The 17,695-nt window shown below is 72.4% G+C and carries 19 protein-coding genes; 5 read left to right on the top strand and 14 right to left on the bottom strand.

What is annotated here, in order from left to right; translation table 11 throughout:
• Positions 1 to 49 precede the first annotated feature (49 nt).
• Complete coding sequence (locus DKT68_RS31170; RefSeq protein WP_161556653.1) at positions 50 to 190, bottom strand: hypothetical protein; 141 nt, start codon at positions 188 to 190, stop codon at positions 50 to 52.
• A complete protein-coding gene (locus DKT68_RS13065; protein WP_109817682.1) occupies positions 187 to 897 on the bottom strand; it encodes a siderophore-interacting protein in 711 nt (236 codons plus the stop codon). Before DKT68_RS13065 ends, DKT68_RS31170 begins: the two co-directional genes overlap by 4 nt.
• 196 nt (positions 898 to 1,093) lie before the next feature.
• Between DKT68_RS13065 and DKT68_RS13060 the strand changes: the two genes are divergently transcribed.
• On the top strand, positions 1,094 to 1,654 hold the full coding sequence (locus DKT68_RS13060; RefSeq protein WP_109817681.1) for a GNAT family N-acetyltransferase: 561 nt from the start codon (positions 1,094 to 1,096) through the stop codon (positions 1,652 to 1,654).
• A gap of 47 nt (positions 1,655 to 1,701) precedes the next feature.
• Here DKT68_RS13060 and DKT68_RS13055 read toward each other — a convergent pair whose 3' ends face one another.
• On the bottom strand, positions 1,702 to 3,588 hold the full coding sequence (locus tag DKT68_RS13055; RefSeq protein ID WP_109817680.1) for a sigma-70 family RNA polymerase sigma factor: 1,887 nt from the start codon (positions 3,586 to 3,588) through the stop codon (positions 1,702 to 1,704).
• A gap of 116 nt (positions 3,589 to 3,704) precedes the next feature.
• On the bottom strand, positions 3,705 to 3,878 hold the full coding sequence (locus DKT68_RS13050; RefSeq protein WP_236646863.1) for a hypothetical protein: 174 nt from the start codon (positions 3,876 to 3,878) through the stop codon (positions 3,705 to 3,707).
• Between the two features lie 221 nt (positions 3,879 to 4,099).
• On the opposite strand from DKT68_RS13050, the gene DKT68_RS13045 reads away from it, so the two are divergent.
• Entirely contained in the window at positions 4,100 to 4,915 is an 816-nt protein-coding gene (locus tag DKT68_RS13045; RefSeq protein WP_236646862.1) for an SDR family NAD(P)-dependent oxidoreductase, read from the top strand.
• A gap of 344 nt (positions 4,916 to 5,259) precedes the next feature.
• Here the strand turns inward: DKT68_RS13045 and DKT68_RS31435 are convergent, their stop codons facing one another.
• From DKT68_RS31435 to DKT68_RS13030, 3 genes are all read right to left on the bottom strand, one after another.
• On the bottom strand, positions 5,260 to 5,433 hold the full coding sequence (locus tag DKT68_RS31435) for a hypothetical protein (protein WP_201749011.1): 174 nt from the start codon (positions 5,431 to 5,433) through the stop codon (positions 5,260 to 5,262).
• A 305-nt stretch (positions 5,434 to 5,738) separates the two neighbouring features.
• Positions 5,739 to 6,071: a nuclear transport factor 2 family protein gene (locus DKT68_RS13035; protein WP_109817677.1), complete on the bottom strand. Its 333-nt coding sequence runs from the start codon at positions 6,069 to 6,071 to the stop codon at positions 5,739 to 5,741.
• A gap of 38 nt (positions 6,072 to 6,109) precedes the next feature.
• Positions 6,110 to 6,901: an SDR family oxidoreductase gene (locus DKT68_RS13030; protein WP_109817676.1), complete on the bottom strand. Its 792-nt coding sequence runs from the start codon at positions 6,899 to 6,901 to the stop codon at positions 6,110 to 6,112.
• Between the two features lie 114 nt (positions 6,902 to 7,015).
• Here DKT68_RS13030 and DKT68_RS13025 point away from each other — a divergent pair, with 114 nt between their 5' ends.
• Positions 7,016 to 7,549 carry a winged helix-turn-helix transcriptional regulator gene (locus tag DKT68_RS13025; protein WP_109817675.1) on the top strand — a complete coding sequence of 178 codons (534 nt, stop codon included), beginning with the start codon at positions 7,016 to 7,018 and terminating at the stop codon, positions 7,547 to 7,549.
• 157 nt (positions 7,550 to 7,706) lie between these two features.
• Here the strand turns inward: DKT68_RS13025 and DKT68_RS13020 are convergent, their stop codons facing one another.
• Positions 7,707 to 9,284: an MFS transporter gene (locus DKT68_RS13020; RefSeq protein WP_236646861.1), complete on the bottom strand. Its 1,578-nt coding sequence runs from the start codon at positions 9,282 to 9,284 to the stop codon at positions 7,707 to 7,709.
• 178 nt (positions 9,285 to 9,462) lie between these two features.
• On the opposite strand from DKT68_RS13020, the gene DKT68_RS13015 reads away from it, so the two are divergent.
• A complete protein-coding gene (locus DKT68_RS13015) occupies positions 9,463 to 9,942 on the top strand; it encodes a winged helix-turn-helix transcriptional regulator (protein ID WP_109817673.1) in 480 nt (159 codons plus the stop codon).
• Positions 9,943 to 9,995: 53 nt separating this feature from the next.
• On the opposite strand, the gene DKT68_RS13010 is transcribed toward DKT68_RS13015, so the two are convergent.
• Complete coding sequence (locus tag DKT68_RS13010; protein ID WP_201749010.1) at positions 9,996 to 10,535, bottom strand: alpha-ketoglutarate-dependent dioxygenase AlkB; 540 nt, start codon at positions 10,533 to 10,535, stop codon at positions 9,996 to 9,998.
• Between the two features lie 117 nt (positions 10,536 to 10,652).
• Positions 10,653 to 11,306 carry a DUF1345 domain-containing protein gene (locus DKT68_RS13005; RefSeq protein WP_109817671.1) on the bottom strand — a complete coding sequence of 218 codons (654 nt, stop codon included), beginning with the start codon at positions 11,304 to 11,306 and terminating at the stop codon, positions 10,653 to 10,655.
• A 20-nt stretch (positions 11,307 to 11,326) separates the two neighbouring features.
• Between DKT68_RS13005 and DKT68_RS13000 the strand changes: the two genes are divergently transcribed.
• The gene (locus DKT68_RS13000; protein ID WP_146218349.1) at positions 11,327 to 11,545 is read left to right on the top strand and encodes a hypothetical protein; all 219 of its coding nucleotides are present in this window, start codon (positions 11,327 to 11,329) and stop codon (positions 11,543 to 11,545) included.
• Between the two features lie 55 nt (positions 11,546 to 11,600).
• On the opposite strand, the gene DKT68_RS12995 is transcribed toward DKT68_RS13000, so the two are convergent.
• From DKT68_RS12995 to DKT68_RS12980, 4 genes are read right to left on the bottom strand one after another with little or no spacing between them, the layout of a single operon-like run.
• Positions 11,601 to 13,817: a glycoside hydrolase family 27 protein gene (locus DKT68_RS12995; RefSeq protein ID WP_109817669.1), complete on the bottom strand. Its 2,217-nt coding sequence runs from the start codon at positions 13,815 to 13,817 to the stop codon at positions 11,601 to 11,603.
• Positions 13,818 to 13,865: 48 nt separating this feature from the next.
• Positions 13,866 to 15,959, bottom strand: coding sequence for an alpha-galactosidase (locus tag DKT68_RS12990; RefSeq protein ID WP_109817668.1), 2,094 nt, complete (start codon positions 15,957 to 15,959; stop codon positions 13,866 to 13,868).
• The gene (locus DKT68_RS12985; RefSeq protein ID WP_109817667.1) at positions 15,956 to 16,777 is read right to left on the bottom strand and encodes a carbohydrate ABC transporter permease; all 822 of its coding nucleotides are present in this window, start codon (positions 16,775 to 16,777) and stop codon (positions 15,956 to 15,958) included. Before DKT68_RS12985 ends, DKT68_RS12990 begins: the two co-directional genes overlap by 4 nt.
• Positions 16,777 to 17,694, bottom strand: coding sequence for a carbohydrate ABC transporter permease (locus DKT68_RS12980; protein WP_109817666.1), 918 nt, complete (start codon positions 17,692 to 17,694; stop codon positions 16,777 to 16,779). The genes DKT68_RS12985 and DKT68_RS12980 overlap by 1 nt, the downstream gene beginning before the upstream one ends.
• Between the last annotated feature and the right edge of the window lies 1 nt (position 17,695).

Genomic DNA, 17,695 nt, shown 5'->3' with positions numbered 1-17,695 from the left:
CGGCCGGCCTCCGGCTTCTCGACGGCCGCCCCCCGCCGGGCACCGGACGTCACGCCACTGCCTTCACACCGTCCGGTGTGCGCTCCGGGGCCGCTCCCGCTCGGGATGCGCGGGGGAACCGCCGCTGGTGCGCGAGGCCGAGGTGCTGGGTGACGTACAGCGCGGTGAGCGTGCCGAGTCGGCCCGTCATGCCGCTTTCCAGTAGGCGAGGGAGCTGAGCCTCCCCTTGTCGACGCCGAGGCCGCGCCGGATGTGCCGGACGATGCTGCGGGTGCTGGCCGCCTCGCACGCCACCCAGTAGTGGGCCGCGTCGCTGGCCGGGAGGGCGGCGCAGACCAGGTCGACCAGGTGCTGACCGGCGTCCCGCCGGGGCACCCAGGTGACGTCGTGGTGCGCGCGGGCCCGCGGCGCGAGCGCCTTCTCGCCCTCGTGGGCGTACTCCAGCCAGACCGTCGCCGGGATGTCGGCGCCGGCGTCGAGCAGGCTGTTCACGGCCGGCAGGGACGCCGCGTCGCCGACGAGGTAGAGGTGCTCGGGCGCGGGGTCGGGCAGCTGGAACGCGCTGCCCTGAACGGTGGCGCCGATGCTGTCGCCGACCCGCGCCGTGGTGGCCCAGCGGGCGGCGCAGCCGTCGTGGATGGCGAACTCGAGGCTGAACCGGCCGGTGGCCGGGTCGGGATCGACCAACGTGTACGCCCTCTGGTGCGCCCGACCGTCGTTGTCGAACCAGAGCCGGATCCACATCGTGGGGTGGACCTCGCAGGCCTCCAGCAGCCCGCCCCCGTCCAGGAGCAGTCGCTGGTAGTGCCCGTCGACCGACTCGGTGCCCAGCACGGTCAACCGAAAGTCCCGGCCTCCCATGGCCTTGAGGACCAGGGCCTCCCAGTTCCGTTTCACGCACCCCTCCAGGTAAGGTCGGCCTTCGTTAGGGAAGGGTAACCTAACTTGGCACCGCACGGAACACGTGTCCTCCTCGCTTCGCACTGTGCTCCGGCGAGTCACGCCGATCGCGACGCGCGGGCTGTCGGCCGGTCGGAGGCCGACGGCCGCACTTGTCGCGCAGCCATCGCCCCTCGACAAAGGACAGCGCGACATGACATATCAGGAGAAGATCCCGGGCCTCGGCGAGATGTCGCTGGTCACCGTGGAACCCGACCGCCACACCGCACTCCTGCACGACTGGGTCACCCGGCCGCGCAACTCGTTCTGGGGCATGGGGTCCCACACGGTGGAGCAGGTACGGGAGATCTACGCCTTCGTCGACAGCCTGCCGACGCACCACGCGTACCTCATCATGATCGACTCGGAGCCGGTCGGCCTCTTCCAGACCTACCAGCCCGAGGCGGACCCGGTCGGCGAGCGCTACGCCGTCCAACCCGGCGACGTCGGGATGCACCTGCTGCTCAGTCCCGACCGGCGCCTCGCCCACAGCCTCACCACCGCGGTCGGCCCGGCCCTCGCCCGCTTCCTGTTCCGTGACCCGGGCGCCCAGCGGATCGTCGTCGAGCCGGACGTCCGCAACGAGCCCGCGCTACGCCGGCTGAAGGTCGAGGGCTTCACCTTCGGGCCCGAGATCGAGATGCCGGACAAGCGCGCCCAACTCGCGTTCCTGACGCGCGCCCGGTTCGAGTCGGACCACCCGACGGCCGCCTGACCGCCGACCGCGGTCGGCGGCGAACAACCGCCGCGCGCCGTGTGTGCTCAGCGGGCGGCCTGGAAGGCGCGTCCGACCAGCGTCGCCTCCGTGCCTCCGCGGAAGAGCCCGGACCGGTCCTTGTCCGTGGCGGGCAGGCCGAACCAGGCGTAGCGCTGCACGTAGGAGAGTTGGCCCAGCATGGTGGTGGCCGCGGTGAGGAAGGCCGCCTGCTGCTCCTCGCTGGGGAACTGCTGGCGGCCGCCGTCGAAGCGGATCAGCGCGAACTCGGTCAGCCAGATCGGCTTCCGGTACCGCTGGTAGACGGCCTGCAGGTACTGCTTGAGCTGGTTGACCGCGGTGCCCGTGGTGAAGTCGGCGCCGAACCAGTGCAGGGTGATGAAGTCGACCCGATGGCCACGGGACTCGGCGCCGGCCATGAAGCGGTCCAGCCAACCCTGCGCGTCCGCGCCTCCCCAGGCGACCGCCGGGCTGCCCAGTTTGCTGCCGGTCGCCATCAGCTGCGGCCACAGGTCCAGGGCCCGCTCGACGGTCATGTTCGACTGCTCGGGCAGGTCCGGCTCGTTGAACGTGAGCAGGTACGGCCCGGCCGCCCTGGCCCGGGCCAGCTCGGCGGGGGTGACGTTCTCCGCGCCACGGATCATCGGTACGAAGGTGGCGCCGCGCGGGGTGCTGATCCCCGCGTGCTGGGTGCCCCACGTGTAGTACCAGCCGGCTGTCGAGTTCGCCAGCGCCTGGCTGGCGCCGGCGAAGTCCCACACCCCGACGCCCTTCCTCGGGGAGCTGACCGCCGGCGCGGCCGGCGCCTTCGACGACGGCCGTGCGCTCGGCGAGGGCGCCCTGCTCGGGGAGGGGACGGCGCTGGGTGTCGGAGACGGCGGGGCGGCCCACGAGGGCGCCGGTGCGTCATCCGGCCGTACCACCACCAGCGCCGTGATGGCGATGACGACGGCCGCGACGCCGACGGCCAGCGCGGGCAGCAGGCCGCGGGGCCGGTTCACCGCCAAGTCGACAAGGCCGGGTCCCGGGTCGGCCCCGGTGGGCGCCCCTGCGACCGGGGTCGTGCCGGCGTGCCCGGCGGACGGGTCCGGAGTGTGGGATCCGGTGGCCACCGGATCGGCCGGAGGCGGGGCCACGCCCGGGACGTACGCGCTGAGGCTGGGCGGCAACGGCAGCAGCGGCAGGCCGGCGAGCAGTCGGTCGATCGGCACCAGACTGGGACCCAGGCGTCCGCATGCCGCGCAGTCCCGGACGTGCCGGGCCAGCCGCTTACGCCACAGTGGACCGGGAGTGCCGTCCCACCCGGTGGCCGCAGCACGCAGGTCCGGGCAACCGGGGCTGGCCCGCAGCGCGCGGACGATGCTCCGGGCGCTCTGGATCTGCTCCTTCATCCGGTGGATGCGCACCGCGACGTGCCCGGGGGACAGCCCGAGCGCGTCGGCGACCTCGGTCCGCGCGAGCGCGCCGGTCTCCTCCAGCCACCAGAGCGAGAGCAGTTCCTGGTCGTCCGGGTCGAGCCACCGGGTCGCCTCGGCCACCTCGCGTCGTTGGTCGGTGAGGCCGAGCCGGAGGATGGTCATCCCCGCGAAGTCGGACGCGGGGTCGGGCACGTTGTGGATCGCGTCCAGACCGGCGTCACGGCTGAGGGCGATGCGGCGCCTCTGTTCCCAGTCGCGCACCTGACGGATGGTGATCGCCACCAGCCAGGACCGGAACGCCGACGGGTCGTTGAGCGCCGGCAGGTACCGGATCACCCGTACCAATGTCTCCTGAACCACGTCGTCGACGTCGGCGTGACCGCGCAGCGCCCGCCCGACGATGTTGTAGACCAGCGGGAGCGAGCCTGCCACGACGTCGTTGAGCGCGCGCTGGTCGCCCTGTCGGGCCGCTACCACCAACCCGGTGTCGGGCACCTCCCGACCGGCTGACGACATGGGTCTCACTCCTCGTGGGTCATCCGCTGGGCGCTCGCGCCGGGTGCGCTGAGGGCCTCTTGATCGGAGACCGTCGGCAGCGGCGCGGATTACGGATTTCTTCCACGGTATGAGGGTTAGTGGCTGGCGGTCTGGTCAGCCGTCTCGTGGTCGTCGTCCGCGGACGCGAACGGGGTGCGCAGGCGGGTCATGCTGGCCGCGCTGACGTCCGCGGTCGGTCCGCGGTCGTCGTCGGTGGCCCTGTCCCCCTCGGCGGCGAAGGGATTCAGGGCGGACGTCAGATCGGGCACGATGTGCTCCAAGGATGTGCACGGCAGCGCTGAATCCGGTGACCGGCAGCGACGAACCGTGGGTGGCGGATGGGCGGGGCGGGCGATTGCCTGCGATACCCCGCGTCGACAGCCTAGCGCCCCCATCCGCTCGGTGGCGCGGCGAAGGTGCTGCCGGATCCGGCCGGCACCGTTACGGTCGAGGTTGCCGAAGCGGCCCCCGATCCGGGTGGTCCCTGAGCATGAACAGGACACCCATGACCGTGCACATCGATCTCGCCGGCAGGACCGCGCTGGTCACCGGTTCGACCCAGGGGATCGGTGCCGCCATCGCCACCGGGCTCGCCCGCGCCGGGGCCCGGGTGGCGGTCAACGGCCGTACCGCCGCCGGCGTCCAGCGGGCGGCGGCGACGCTGCGGAGCGAGGTGCCCGGCGCCGACGTGGGCGAGGTCGATGCCGACGTGACCACCGACGAGGGCGCGGCCCGTGCTCTCGGCCTGCTGCCCACCGTCGACATCCTGGTCAACAACCTGGGCGTCTTCGGCCCCAACCCGGCGCTGGAGATCTCGGATGACGAGTGGCGTCGCTACTTCGAGGTGAACGTCCTGGCCGGCGTCCGGCTGACCCGCGCCCACCTGCCCGCCATGATGGAACGCGGCTGGGGTCGGGTGCAGTTCATCGGCAGCGACTCGGCCGTCGTCATCCCGTCCGAGATGATCCACTACGGCGTCACCAAGACGGCCCTGCTCGGTGTCTCACGCGGGTTCGCGAAGGCCGCCGCCGGCACCGGCGTGACCGTGAACTCGGTGCTCGCCGGGCCGACCCACACCGGGGGTGTCGAGGACTTCGTCGCCGAACTGGTCGGTGACAGTCTGCCCTGGGATGAGGCGCAGCGGGAGTTCATGCGGCTGCACCGGCCGCAGTCCCTGCTTCAGCGGCTGATCGAGCCCGAGGAGATCGCCAACATGGTCACCTACCTCGCGTCACCGCTCGCCTCCGCGACGACCGGCGCCGCGGTCCGCGTCGACGGCGGCTACGTCGACGCGATCATCCCGTAACGCGCCCGACGCGGCACCGACCTCCATCTCCCCACGCCCCACCGCGCAGGCACGGCGGCCTTCACCGCGCTGGTGGCCATCGAGGGCTTGGGCCTGGACGCGGGAACGGTGGTGGGCTCCCGCACCGCGAGGCTCCGCTCCCGCCTCACCGACTGACCGGTCCCGGGGACCGAGCTTGTTCCGGTCGTTGTCGCGATACCTGTGAGGCATGAATATGCCTGCGAGGTATCAGGCCGATTGTCGGCCTCGGCCGAGGACCACCTCCGCCAACCCGGCCCGGCTGGTGGGCCGTGGCACAACCGGCGTCAGGTGAGCTGCCTTCCCGGGTCGGAGCAGCGCCACCCTCAGGGAGTGGGCGCGTCGGCGAGGTCAGCCGGGTCGAGATGCAGAGTGGCGAGCAGGCCGGAGTGCTTGGCGGGGTCCACCAGCTCCGGCAGCTCGCGCTCGACCCAGTCGGCCCTGGCCTGCTGGCCCCGGTCACGAAGTGCGCTGACGATCCTGTTCCTGGCGATCCTCATCTGGTGCTCCCTGGTTGAGCCGTCCGGCTCGCGGACGGCGGTGCGAACGGGTCGGAACCCACCACCGGCCATCGCGCCGAACCCGAACCTGCGGTGACCGGTGATTCCGACGGCCGGGACATGGTCGGCGTTCAACCAACACGACCAGCACGTCGCAGCGATGGGGATGACGATCGTTAAACGCCCCTCGTGGGCTGGTGGCGACGGCGTCTGGCGGCCACCGGTCCCGGGCGACACGTCCACCGTACGCCCACACCCTGGAAGCTGCACCCGCAGCACTCACAACACCGACCGTCAGGCGCCCGTCATGGTGCGATTCTGAGCGCGCGGATCCGGGTGTCGTCGTAGTCGCTGAAGCGGTAGCGGAGCCCGGCGAAGGGGCTGCCGGGAAAGTCGCCGGTGATCGTCGTGGTCACGATGGTGCCGGCGGGGGTGTCCTCGACGTCCGTGATCTCGTACGACACCAGTGGCACCTCGCGGCGCCAGCGGCGGATGGCCTCGATGCCGCGGTACTCGGTCGACTCGTCCTCGACGACGGCGTCGTCGGCGAAGAGGGCGAAGTAGTCCTCCTGGTCCGGTTGGGCGGCGAGCTCGAAGTAGCGGCGGATGATGGCCGGGGTGGCGGGCTTGGCGGTCATGGTCGGTGTCCTCTCCCGATGGGGCGGTCGTGTCGGGGTCAGACGGTCGGGATGGTGCCGCCGTCGATGACGTGCTCCGCGCCGACGATGGCCGAGGCGCGGTCGGAGACCAGGAAGGCCACCAGGTCGGCCACCTCGGCCGGTTGCGCCGGGCGACCCAGCGGGATCCCGCCCAGGGAGTCCATCAACTGTCCCAGGGCGACGTCCCGGTCGACGCCCTGCCCGGCGGCGAGGCGCTCGACCAGCGCGTCGGCGGCGGTGGTCTGGATGAAGCCGGGCGCGACGCTGTTGACCCGGACGCCGTGCGGCGCGACCTCGTTGGCCAGGCCCTTGCTGTACGCGGTCAGCGCCGCCTTGGCGGCCGCGTACCCGAGGGTGGCCTCGTACAGGGGCTTGCGACGCTGGATCGAGGAGACGTGCACGATCGCGCCCGAGCGCTTCTGGAGCATGGGCGGTACGAGACGCCGGTCGAGCCGCACCGCGCCGAGGAGGTTGAGGTTCAACTCCTCCATCCAGTGCTGCTCGGTCAGCGCGGCGAAGCCACCGGCCGGGGCGTGCGACCCGCCGACGACGTGTACGAGGATGTCGACGCCGCCCACCCCGAGCAGGCGCTCCGCCACCACCTCGGCGCCGTCGACGCTCGACGTGTCGGCGGCGATGAACCGGTCGGCGAACTCCGCCCCGTCGGGCGCGCTGCGGGCGCTGACCCACACGTCGGCCCCGACCTCGCGTAGCCGGGCTGCGATCGCGGCGCCGGCGCCCTTCGTACCCCCGGTCACCAGCGCGCGTCGGCCGTGCAGTGAGTCCCGGGCGGACACCTCTTCGGACATTGGTCACCCCTGTCTGCGCAGCGCGAAGCAGGCGTCGTCGCGACGCCGTATAGTTGCTTCTGAAACAGAACCTACTGACTTCGACACTAGCACCGACTCCGGAGAGGCACATCAGTGGCAGGGAAGATCCGCCTGGAGGACCGCGAATGCCCGCTCTCCAGCGCGCTGGGCTACGTCGGCGAGTGGTGGACACTCCTGATCTTGCATGACGCTTTCGACGGGTACACCCGGTTCGACCAGTTCCAGGCCAACCTGGGCGTTTCCTCCAGCATCCTGACCAGCCGGCTGAAGACGCTCACCAGCCAGGGGCTGCTCGAACGACGCCGCTACCAGACCAGGCCGGACCGCTACGAGTACGTCCTCACCGACCTCGGCCGCAGCCTGCGCCCCGTCGTCGTCGCCCTCGCCGCCTGGGGAAACTCCCGTCTGGACCCCAGCGAACGCAGCATGATCCTGGTCGACCGGAACACCGGCGTGGAGGCGGATCCGGTCATCGTCGACCGGAGCACCGGCCGGCCCCTCGACGACAGCGACTTCGTCTTCGCCGCGGGCCCGGCCGCCAGCGAGACCATGCGCAGGCGCTACGAGCACATCCCCACGCGGGCGGTCCCCCACCAGCACCACCCGGACGGGTCGTCGGAGGCGTAGCCGGCCGGTTCACTCCAGCGGGTGGAGGCGCGCGGATCGGCGGCGCGCCCGCTGTCCGGGCGGTCGTCCCCCGCGCTGGCGGCAATCAACTGCCGACGCGATCGCGGACCTCGACACGATCGGCGCGTAAGGCGGGGCCGCACGGCAGCACGTCCCGCTAGGGCTGGTGCGGCCGGTTGCGGACCAGGACGAGCGCGAGGACGGCGGTGGCGAGGAACACGAGGCCGTTGACCCGTAGGCCGGCCTGGACACCGGCGGTCAGGGCCTCGGCGAGCGCCGACCGCACCGGGTCGGGCAGCGGCTGGTCGCCGGTGGCGCCGGCGACCACCGCCGACTGCACGGCGGTACGGGTGGGCTCGCCCACCTGGTGGGCGGCGAGCCGGTCGGGCAGGTCGGCCAGCATCGTGGTGGTGAGCAGCGTGCCCAGCAGGGACGAGCCGAGCACCGAGCCGAGCTGGCGTGCGGCATTGACCGCGCCGGAGGCCATGCCGGCCTGGGCGGGCGCGACGCTGGCCAGGGCCGCCGCGGTCGCCGGGGCCACCACCAGGGCGCTGGCGGCACCGAACAGCGCGAGCAACGGCCAGCGGTGGCCGATCGGGGTGGCCGGGCCCTGCGCGGCCAGACCGAAGCTGGCCAGGGCACCGAGGACGAGACCGGCGGCGAGGGGCGCCTTGAACCCGGTACGGCGGATCATTCGCCCGGCGGCGAAGGCGACGACCACGTAGACACCGAAGAGCACCAACATCCGCCAGCCCGTGTCGAGCGGGCTGAGCGCCTGGGCACGTTCGTGGAACAGGACCAGCAGGATCGCCACGCCGGTGAAGCCGAACAGGGACACCGCGGCGACGACCATGACGGCGCTGAACGACGCGGACCGGAACAGCCGCACGTCGAGCATCGGTGCGCTGGTGCGCAGCTCGACCAGCACGAACCCGACCAGCGCGGCGGCGGAGACGATCCAGGTCGTGGCGACCGCCGGGCTGGTGTAGCCGTCCCGGCCGCCCTGGATCAGGGCGTAGACGGCGGCGGCGATGGCGATGGTCCCGAGGAGCAGGCCGGGCACGTCGAGTCGGCCGGCGCTCGGCCGGGACTCGACCACCCCGATCGCGGCGATGGCGAGGGTGACCACGCCCAGCACGATCGTCGACACGTAGACGCTGTGCCACTGGTGGTGGCGCAGCAGGGCGCCGGCGATGAGCGGGCCGACCGCGAGGCCGATGCCGGAGGCGGCCGACCAGGCGGTGATGACCTCGGTGCGTCGGTGCGGATCGGTGAAGGTCGCGCCGAGGATCGCCAGGCTGTTCGGCAGGATCAGGGCCCCGCCGAGGCCGGCGAGCAGCTGACCGACGATCACCCAGGCCACGGTGGGCGCGCCGGCCACGACGGCGCCACCAACGATCATGGCGATGACGCCTGCGCCGAACATGCGCTTGCGTCCGTACCGGTTGCCCAGCGTGGCCGCCGACAGGACCAGGCTCGCCACCACCAGGGTGTAGGCGCTGGGAATCCAGATGAGGGTGGTCGGGTCGACACGCAGGTCTCGCTGGATGGTGGTCAGGGCGGAGACCGTCGCGGTGATCTGAAGGAACGTGATCATCGCGCCCAGGCACATGGCGATCAGAGTCACGGCGCGCGAGCCACGCAGGGATGAGCGCGCGGTGGTGGCCGGCCCGGGTGCGTTCGCGTGCGGCGTGTGTGCCGGCGCGGTCGGGGCCGTGGTGCGCTGGTCGGTCACGGGGCTTCCTAGGGGTCGATCCGCGCGGGCACCGGCGGATCCAGCGCCGGCGGCGGGCGGAGAGGCGGATGGCATCGGTCGCGGGCTCCGATAGCTGACTTTCGTCGCATGAAGTCAGCCGCTCCCCAGTGAAGCACCTGACTAGCTACCGCGCAAGTCAGCCCGTACGCTGGTAACCATGGGTGACTTTCTGGACGACCGCGACTCCTGGTCGGGTGTGAACTGCTCCATCGCCCGAGCGATGGACATCGTGGGCAGCAGGTCGACGATCCTGATCATGCGCGAAGCCCTGTTGGGAACGCGCCGGTTCGACGACTTCGTCCGCCGGGTCGGGGTCGGCGAGCCGGCCATGGCGGCGCGGCTCAAGGACCTGGTCACCGCCGGTGTGCTCGAACGGATCCCCTACCGGGAGCCGGGGCAGCGCACCCGCCACGAGTACCAGCTCACCCGCAAGGGCCGTGAGCTGTTGCCCGTCATCACCGCGCTGCGCAACTGGGGCGACACCTGGGCCGCTGACGACGCCGGTCCCTCCGTGCTCGCCACTCACCGTGACTGTGGCCACCCGGTCCATGCCGTGCTGCGCTGCGGTGCCGGCCACGAGGTCGGCGATGGGGAGATCGACATCACCGCCGGGCCCGGCGCCATCCGGCGCGGTTGACGGCAGGCGTCATCCGGTGCGGGCCTGCCCCTGATTGGGCTGTCAGCGCCAATTCAGGACGACCCGGGTCGTGACCGGCGCAGTTGTCGAAAGGTGACCGAGTACCGCAGGTCCGGAACCGGCGGGATGCTGTGCTGCCAACTCGACCGGACGGCGCCGGCCAGGACGTACGCCGAACGGGGCAGCAGCTCCACCTCGTACACCCGGCGGTCTTCCGCGTCTCCCCGCCGAAAGCGCAACAGACAGGCGGCGCCGAGGGAGAGACCGGCCACGGTCGGCCCGAACGCCGGCGCGTCCCGGTGCCAGCCGATGACGGAGCCGGGCGGGTATCGGGTGACCAGCGCCTGCGCGAAGCTCGCCTCCGCGACGCCCGCGATCTCGGCGCACCGCCGGCGGACCTCGTGCAGCTCCGCCGGTAGCGCCTCCGCCTCGGTCAACTGGAACGAGCCGTAGTCGTAGTCGTAGCCGAAATGCCGGACGGTTCGCCGGGCGACCTGCCCGTGCATCCGCACCTCGTGGAAGTCGATCCCGGCCAGCACGCCCAGCAACGACCGCTCCTCGTCCTGGCTGATCAGCTCAGGTTGGTACGTCAATCCCTCCGGACGCTCATGGACGCCGCGCATCCGTCCCACCGGTCCGACGCTAGCGGCGAGCCGGCGCCGCGGCGGGCGTTCAGCCGGGTTGCTGCCAGACGGCTGGGGAGCCTCCGCTCACGATTGGCCCAGGTTGGTCACGAGGTTGATGGCGACCGCCAGCACGCCGGTGCCGAAGGCGTAGGAGAGCAACGCGTGCCCCAGGGCAACCCTCCGGATCGCGGTGGAGGTGGGCTCGCTCTCCGACACGGCGAAGGACATGCCGACCGTGAACGCGAGATACGCGAAGTCGCTGTAGCAGGGCCGCTCCCGCTGCTTGAAGTCGATGCCACCGTTGACGTCGAGGTAGTACAGGCGGGCGTACTTGAACGCGAAGACGGTGTTGACCAGCGCCCAGGACAGGGCCACGGCGACGACACTGAGCACCACGATGGTGACCGCCACCACGTCGTTGTCCGACGAGCGGACCAGGGCCACGGCCACGGCCACCAAACTGATCACCGAGGCGATCAGGATCTCGGAGTCGGTCGACCGGGTGCCCGGCTCGGCCTCCGCGAGCCGTTCGGTTTCCGCCGATCCCATCGGCCAGCAGGAGACCCACACCCAGACCAGGAGGACGGACACGGCGACCGTCCAGGTGATCATCGGGCTCAATTCCGGTATCCCCAAGGCGGCCGCGACGGCGCCGGCCGCCGCTCCGATGCCGAGGGACGACAGCGCCCGCCGGGACGAGAGGACGCGCTCCGGTGCTGGCGGTCTGCGCCGGTTCATCCACCCAGCCTGTAGTGCCGGTGCCCGGCCGAACGGTGATCACCGCAGCGCCACCGGAACGGGTGCGGTCACGTCGCGGCCGGGCTCCTGGTGCGGACCTGGCGGACCTGGCGCTGCGCGAGGTGGCGGCCGACGCGCGGCGGGTCGGTGCGATCTGGCCGCTGGTGCAGGCGCTCTCGGCGCTGGCCCGGCTGACCCTGGCCGCCCTACGCCTGTGTCGGGAGCTCATACCGGCCTGAGCCGGCCCGACGGTGCGGGTGGCGGGCCGTCACTCGGCGGCCCGCCACCCCTGGATCAGAGGACGATCTGGTGCACCCGGTCGTCCACGCCGCGTACCGCCAGCCAGGCGCTGCCGTCGGCGCCGGCCGCGGCGCCCGGTGCGCCCCGGAACGCGTCGGTGGCGAACTCGCCACGACGGAACCAGCCACCCCACGTCCCGTCGACCAGGTTGCGCTGCCAGAGCCGGTTGTCGGCGGCCAGCGCGAACAGGTAGACCCGGCCGGCGGTGGCGAGCAGGGTCGGGCTGCCGCTGGTGGTGCCGCCCACGCTGGTCCAGGCCGACCAGGTGGTGCCGGTCCGGCTGCGCCACCACACCTCGTCGGTCCGGCTGCGGACCGCGACGTGCAGCACGCCGGCGTCGTCGACGACCGCGCTCGGCCGACCGTAGACCGGCCGGTCCTCGGGCGCGCCGATGCCCGTCCAGCCGCTGCTCGCGGTCCGCGACCAGAGCTTGCCGTCGGCGCCGCGGGCGATCAGCGTCCACTGCGTCGGGCTGGTCCAGGCCACCGTGGGCCCGTCGGTGACCGCTCCGCCGAGGCTGCTCCACGGCCCCCACGACCCGGCGACATAGCTACGCCGCCAGACCGCGTTGTCGGTGCCCCGCACGAAGACGTCGATCCGTCCGCCCGCGGAGCCGTACGCCGCTGGCTGGCCGAGGATCCGGCCGCCGACCGGGCCGCCGAGGGAGGTCCAGCCGGTCCCCCAGGTGGCGCCGGAGCGGGTGTTCACCGCGAGCGCGCCCTGCGCCGTACGGACGAAGGCGGTGGCGTGCGTGTCGTCCACGCGGACCAGGGCCGGGCTGGCGCTGGCGGTGCCGCCGAGGTTGGCGCCGGCGACCTGGTCGGCGCCGGTCAGGCCCAGCATGGCCACACCGTGCGCCGGGACCTGGACGGTGTACGAGCCGGTGAACGGCTGGACGCCGTCGGTGCCCGGCGCGGCGTCGACGGTGGCGCGGGCCCACAGGTCGCGGACCGTGACCGCCCCGCCGAGCGCGACGTCGGCGAAGTTCACCGTGATCTCCTGGGCGGTGTCGTGCCGGTTGAGCAGCGCGACGGCCCGCCGGCCGGAGCCGCTGAGCACCTTGCTCCAGACCTGCGCGTCGACGCCGGTGTCGGCGACCTTGACGCCCTGCCGGACCAGCTGGTCCTGGTTCACCGCGATGATCTCCGGGTTGGTCAACGCCGAGATCATCTCGCTGGGCAGGCCACGGGGATCGGAGCCGATCACCAGCGGCGCGGCCATGATGGACCACATGCCGAGCTGCGTCTTGGACTCCTCCAGGCTCAGCTCGTACCCGCCGCCGGGCAGCGGACGCATCGGCAGCAGGTAGTCCGGGTCGTTGTAGTGCCCCGGGCCGGTGGCCGCCGGGTGGTACGCGTTGACGTCCATGTTGCGCAGCACCCACGGGAACGCCCACTGGGGCGTCGGGTCGGTGAGCCCCACGTCGGTGTACGTCCGCCAGGAGTCGGCGACGGTGGGCGCGTACGTGTAGGTCCAGGTGGAGAGCTGCTCCGGGGTGTACGGCCCGCCGCCCCAGTCGGAGCTGACCGGGTTGCAGATGTTGAGCAGCATCGGCCGGGGCGACTGCCGTACGGCGTCGGCGAGCTCGCGGAAGGTGGTCTCCGGGTCCAGGCCGGCGGCCCGCCCGCAGAGCCAGTCGGCCTTGAGCGCGTCGAAGCCCCAGCCGGCGAACAGGGCGACGTCGGCCTGGTAGTGGCCGTTGCTGCCCAGCCCGCACTGTCCGGGCAGGTACGGCCCGGCGTCGGTGTAGATGCCGGCCTTCATCCCCTTGCTGTGGATGTACGCGGCGAGCGCGGCCATCCCGCCGGGGAACCGGGCCGGGTCGGCGACCAGCCGGCCGGCCTCGTCACGCGGGGTGGGCGCGGCCCAGTTGCCGTCGATCCAGACGTAGGTGTAGCCGGCGTCCCGCAGGCCGCTGCTGACCATGAAGTCGGTGACCGACCGGACTTCGGCCTCGGTGGGATCGCCACCGAGGCCGAAGTAGGTGTTCCAGCCCTGGTAGGGCGTCGGGGCGAGACCACTGTTGAAGTAGGTCGGCGCGCCCTGGTCCTCGGCGCCGGTGGCGGCAAGCGCCTGGCCGGGTCGGCCGTGGCCGTGGCCGCCCGCCGGGGACGGGTTGGGGTGCGGTGGGCCGGCCGTCGCCGGCAGCGGGCCGACCAGGCCCAGGCCGAGCACGGCCAGGGCGACGGTCAGCGGTCGGATCAGGCGCATGGAGGTACTCCTGTCCCTCGGGGGTGGGGGTGCGGTGGTGCTCCGGCCTCAGTCGCGGCGCAGCACGATGAGGTCGGCGTCGTGGGTCGGGCTCCAGTGCACCGGCAGGCCGACCGCGCTGAGGTGGCTGCCGGAGTAGTCCCGGTCGCCGTGCCGGTAACGGGCGGCGGGATCGAGGCCGCGCAGCGGCAGCCGCACCGGGCGGGACGGCAGCAGACCGGCGCCGTCGAGCCGGCCGGTGTGCCAGGCGAGCACGACCACCCGACGCTCGTCCGGCGCGGTGTACTGCACCGCGCAGCGGGCCTGGTCCGGACCGCCGATCAGGTGCGCCTCGCCGTGCGTGACGACGTCCCGGATCTCCTTGTACCGGGCGACCCAGCCGGCCGCCTCGGCCCGCTGGGCGGGGGTCCAGGCCCGGATGTCCGCGCCGATGCCGAGCACGCCGGCCATCGCGAGGACGAACCGGAACGCGAGCGTTCGCGGGCGCGGGTCGAACAGGCCGGGCGCATCGGTGACCCAGGAGCTGAGCAGGTGCGGGGCGTTGGCGTGCAGGAAGCCGTACTGGATGGCCAGCCGGTCCAGCGGGCCGGTGTTGTCGCTGGGCCAGAACACGTCGGCCCGGGCGGCCATCGCCAGGTCGGTCCGCGCGCCCCCGCCGGCGCACGCCTCGATGAGCACGCCGGGGTGGTCCCGGCGCAACCGCTCGTAGATCCGGTGCAGGTTGGCCACGTGCGCGCCGTCGAGGTCGAGCGGGCCGACGCCGTCCGGCCGACCCGGCTCGGTACGCGGCCGGTTGAAGTCCCACTTCAGGTAGTCGATGTCGTACCGGCGGAGCAGTCCGTCCACCGTGGAGTGGACGAACTCGGCGACCTCCGGCCGACCCAGGTCGAGCAGGTACTGGTTGCGGACCGGGGTGATCGGCCGGCCGTCGACGGCGTACACCCACTCCGGGTGCTCGGCGTAGAGGCGGGACCGTGGGTTGACGCACTCCGGCTCGACCCAGAGCCCGAAGTTCAGCCCGAGCGCGCGGACGTCGGCGATGAATGCGTCGAACCCGGCCGGGAACTTCGCCGGATCGGGCGTCCAGTCGCCCAGCCCGGCGGTGTCGTCGTCGCGGCCGACGAACCAGCCGTCGTCCACCACGAACGTCTCCACGCCCAGCTCGGCGGCGATCCCCGCGAGCGCCAACTGGCTCTCCGCCTCGACCGCGAAGTAGGTGGCCTCCCATGAGTTGTAGAGCACCGGACGTGGGGTGAGCCGTTCCCCGGCGAGCAGCCGCTGGTGGGTGTGCCAGACGCGGGCCAGGCCGTCCAAACCGTCCGAGCTGTACGCCCCGGTGGCCACCGGCAGGGTCAGTCCATCACCGGGGGCCAGCTCCAGTGGACCGTCGACCAACTGACGGCCGACCCGGACCCGGGTCAGGCCGCCGGTGTCCCGTTCGGCGCTGATCTCCCACGAGCCGGTCCAGGCCAGCGCCACCCCCCACGTGGGGCCGGCCGCCTCGGCGGCGTCGCGGACGGCCAGCCAGGGCACGTGCAGGTGCCCCGGTACGCCCTGGGCGCTGCCGATGGCGAACGAACCGTGGCCCAGCTCGACCTGGGCGAGCTGGAACTCCTGCGCCCACTGCCCCCACTGGTGGCTGAGCAGCGCGCCGTGCGGCGTCGGTACGCAGAATCCGGCCGACCCGGCCCGGACGACCCGCAGCGAAGCCGTGCCGGCGTTGGTCAGCTCCACCCACCGCTGCACGACGTCGGTGCCGGCGGGCACCCGGTAGTGCACGGTGGCGCGCAGCCCGGTGACCGGGTCGGTGAAATCGACCGCCAACTCCCGCTGCTCGGCGTCGGCCCGCACGCCGGTGTGGCCGAAGCCGACCCGACGCTCCCCGGTGGCAGTCTCCACGACCAGGTCGGCGCCGGTGAACGGCCGGTCGGCGTCGGTCGCGTACTCGATCGGGGCGGCGTCCCCGGCGGTGAGGAACGGCACCGGGCCGTCGTAGGCGACCGGGGACGGGCCGTCGGAGACGCCGTGTGGACCCCAGGCGACCAGTTCCAGCCAGCGGCCGTGCGCGGGCACGGTCACGGTGTACTCGGTGTGCGCGCCGCGCAGCGTCCAGCGCTGCCCGGTCGCGGCGGGGGCGGTCACTTGACCGCCCCGAGCGCCAGGCCGGAGACGAAGTGCCGCTGGAAGCGCAGGAATACCGCGACCGTCGGGACGGCCGCGATGACGGTGCCGGCGGCGATGACGTTCCAGGACGAGACGAACTGCCCCTGGAGGCCGAGCAGCGCGGGAGTGACCGGCATGTTGTCGTCGGTACGCAGCACGGTGATCGCCCAGAGCAGGTCGTTGAAGATCCAGGTGAAGGAGAGTGCGCCGAGGGCGGCGAGGGCGGGCCGGGTCAGCGGCAGCATCACCCGCGTGAAGATCTGCCCGACGCCGGCGCCGTCGATCGTGGCCGCCTCCTGGATCTCGCCCGGCAGGTCCCGCATGAAGCCGTGCAGGACGAAGGTGTAGAAGCCGAGCCCGAAGCCGACCTGCACGGCGATCAGCGCCCAGAGCGTGTCGTACAGGCCGGTCAGCTCGCTGAACTTGGCCACCGGGATGAGCAGGATCTGCGGTGGCAGCAGGTTGCCGGCGAGCATCAGCAGCAGGATGGTCCGCCGGCCGGGGATCCGGAAGCGGCTGAGCGCGAACGCGGCCACCGCGGCCAGACCCAGGCTCAGCGCCACCGACGGGACCGTGACGAGCATGCTGTTGATCAGTGCGCGCAGCTCGCCGCCGTCGGTCCACGCCTGGCGGTAGGTGTCCAGCGTGAACGAGCGGGGCAGGCTGCCGACGCCGTGCGCGGCGATGTCGTCGAACGACCGGGTGGACATCACCACGACCCAGATCACCGGCCCCAGCCAGAGCAGCGAGAGCAGGATCATGCCGGTGTGGAAGGCCCCGGTGCGGAGCTTGTTCATCACGCTTCCTCCCGGAACGCGCGGACCAGGTAGCCGAGGATGACCGCCAGTGCCAGCACGAAGATCACCACGGCGATCGCGGAGGCGTAGCCCAGCCGCAGGCTCTGGAACGCGGTCGAGTACATGTAGGTGCTGAGCAGCTCCGACGAGTGGTACGGCCCGCCCTTGGTCAGCGACCAGACGATGTCGAACGAGCGCAGCGAGTCGATCACGATGACGGACAGCACCACGGCGTTGACCCCGCGGAGCTGGGGGATGGTGACGTGCCGCAGCCGCTGCCACGAGTTGGCGCCGTCCATCCGGGCCGCCTCGTGCAACGCCGGGTCGATCGCCTTCAACCCGGCCAGGAACAGCACCATGACGTAGCCGATCTGCCGCCACAGCGCTGGCAGGATCACCGCGTACAGGGCGGTCTGCGGGTCGGCGAGCCAGGGCCGGATCAGCTGCTCCAGGCCGACGGCCCGCAGCAGCGTGTCGGCGATGCCGTCGGGCTGGTAGAAGACCCGCCAGACCAGCGCGGTCACCACCAGCGAGAAGACCACCGGGGTGAACAGGGCGGCCCGGTAGAAGCCGACCCCGCGCCGCTCCCGTTGCAGGACCAGCGCCATGCCGAAACCACCCAGCACGGAGAGGCCGCCGAAGAGGACCAGCCAGATCACCGTGTTGAGCAGAGCGCCCCGGAAGGTCGCGTCGCCGGCCATCTCGACGTAGTTGTCGACGCCGACGAACGTGGGCGGCGACATGCCGTCCCAGCGGGTGAGGGAGAACCAGAAGCCCTGGAGCGCCGGCCAGAAGACCCAGACGCTCTCGACCGCGAACGGCACCAGGACGAACGCCACCAGCAGCGGCGACAGTCGGGCCGACCGTCGCCGCCGCCGGGTGGGGGTGACCGGAGTCGTGGAGATCGTTGCTGTCACG

Origin of the sequence: Micromonospora acroterricola (genome assembly GCF_003172955.1) — a bacterium.
GTDB classification, from domain to species: Bacteria; Actinomycetota; Actinomycetes; order Mycobacteriales; family Micromonosporaceae; genus Micromonospora; species Micromonospora acroterricola.
The sequence above is the reverse complement of the archived record's forward strand: the minus strand, read 5'-3'. Positions and strand labels throughout refer to the sequence as shown.

Bases quoted from the DNA above. Each gene is read 5' to 3' on its own strand.
- DKT68_RS31170 (WP_161556653.1), bottom strand. From the start codon at position 190: ATGACGGGCCGACTCGGCACGCTCACCGCGCTGTACGTCACCCAGCAC.
- DKT68_RS13030 (WP_109817676.1), bottom strand. From the start codon at position 6,901: ATGTCCGAAGAGGTGTCCGCCCGGGACTCACTGCACGGCCGACGCGCG.
- DKT68_RS13005 (WP_109817671.1), bottom strand. From the start codon at position 11,306: ATGAACCGGCGCAGACCGCCAGCACCGGAGCGCGTCCTCTCGTCCCGG.
- DKT68_RS13055 (WP_109817680.1), bottom strand. From the start codon at position 3,588: ATGTCGTCAGCCGGTCGGGAGGTGCCCGACACCGGGTTGGTGGTAGCG.
- DKT68_RS13045 (WP_236646862.1), top strand. From the start codon at position 4,100: ATGAACAGGACACCCATGACCGTGCACATCGATCTCGCCGGCAGGACC.
- DKT68_RS12985 (WP_109817667.1), bottom strand. From the start codon at position 16,777: ATGAACAAGCTCCGCACCGGGGCCTTCCACACCGGCATGATCCTGCTC.
- DKT68_RS13060 (WP_109817681.1), top strand. From the start codon at position 1,094: ATGACATATCAGGAGAAGATCCCGGGCCTCGGCGAGATGTCGCTGGTC.
- DKT68_RS31435 (WP_201749011.1), bottom strand. From the start codon at position 5,433: ATGAGGATCGCCAGGAACAGGATCGTCAGCGCACTTCGTGACCGGGGC.
- DKT68_RS13035 (WP_109817677.1), bottom strand. From the start codon at position 6,071: ATGACCGCCAAGCCCGCCACCCCGGCCATCATCCGCCGCTACTTCGAG.
- DKT68_RS12995 (WP_109817669.1), bottom strand. From the start codon at position 13,817: ATGCGCCTGATCCGACCGCTGACCGTCGCCCTGGCCGTGCTCGGCCTG.
- DKT68_RS13015 (WP_109817673.1), top strand. From the start codon at position 9,463: ATGGGTGACTTTCTGGACGACCGCGACTCCTGGTCGGGTGTGAACTGC.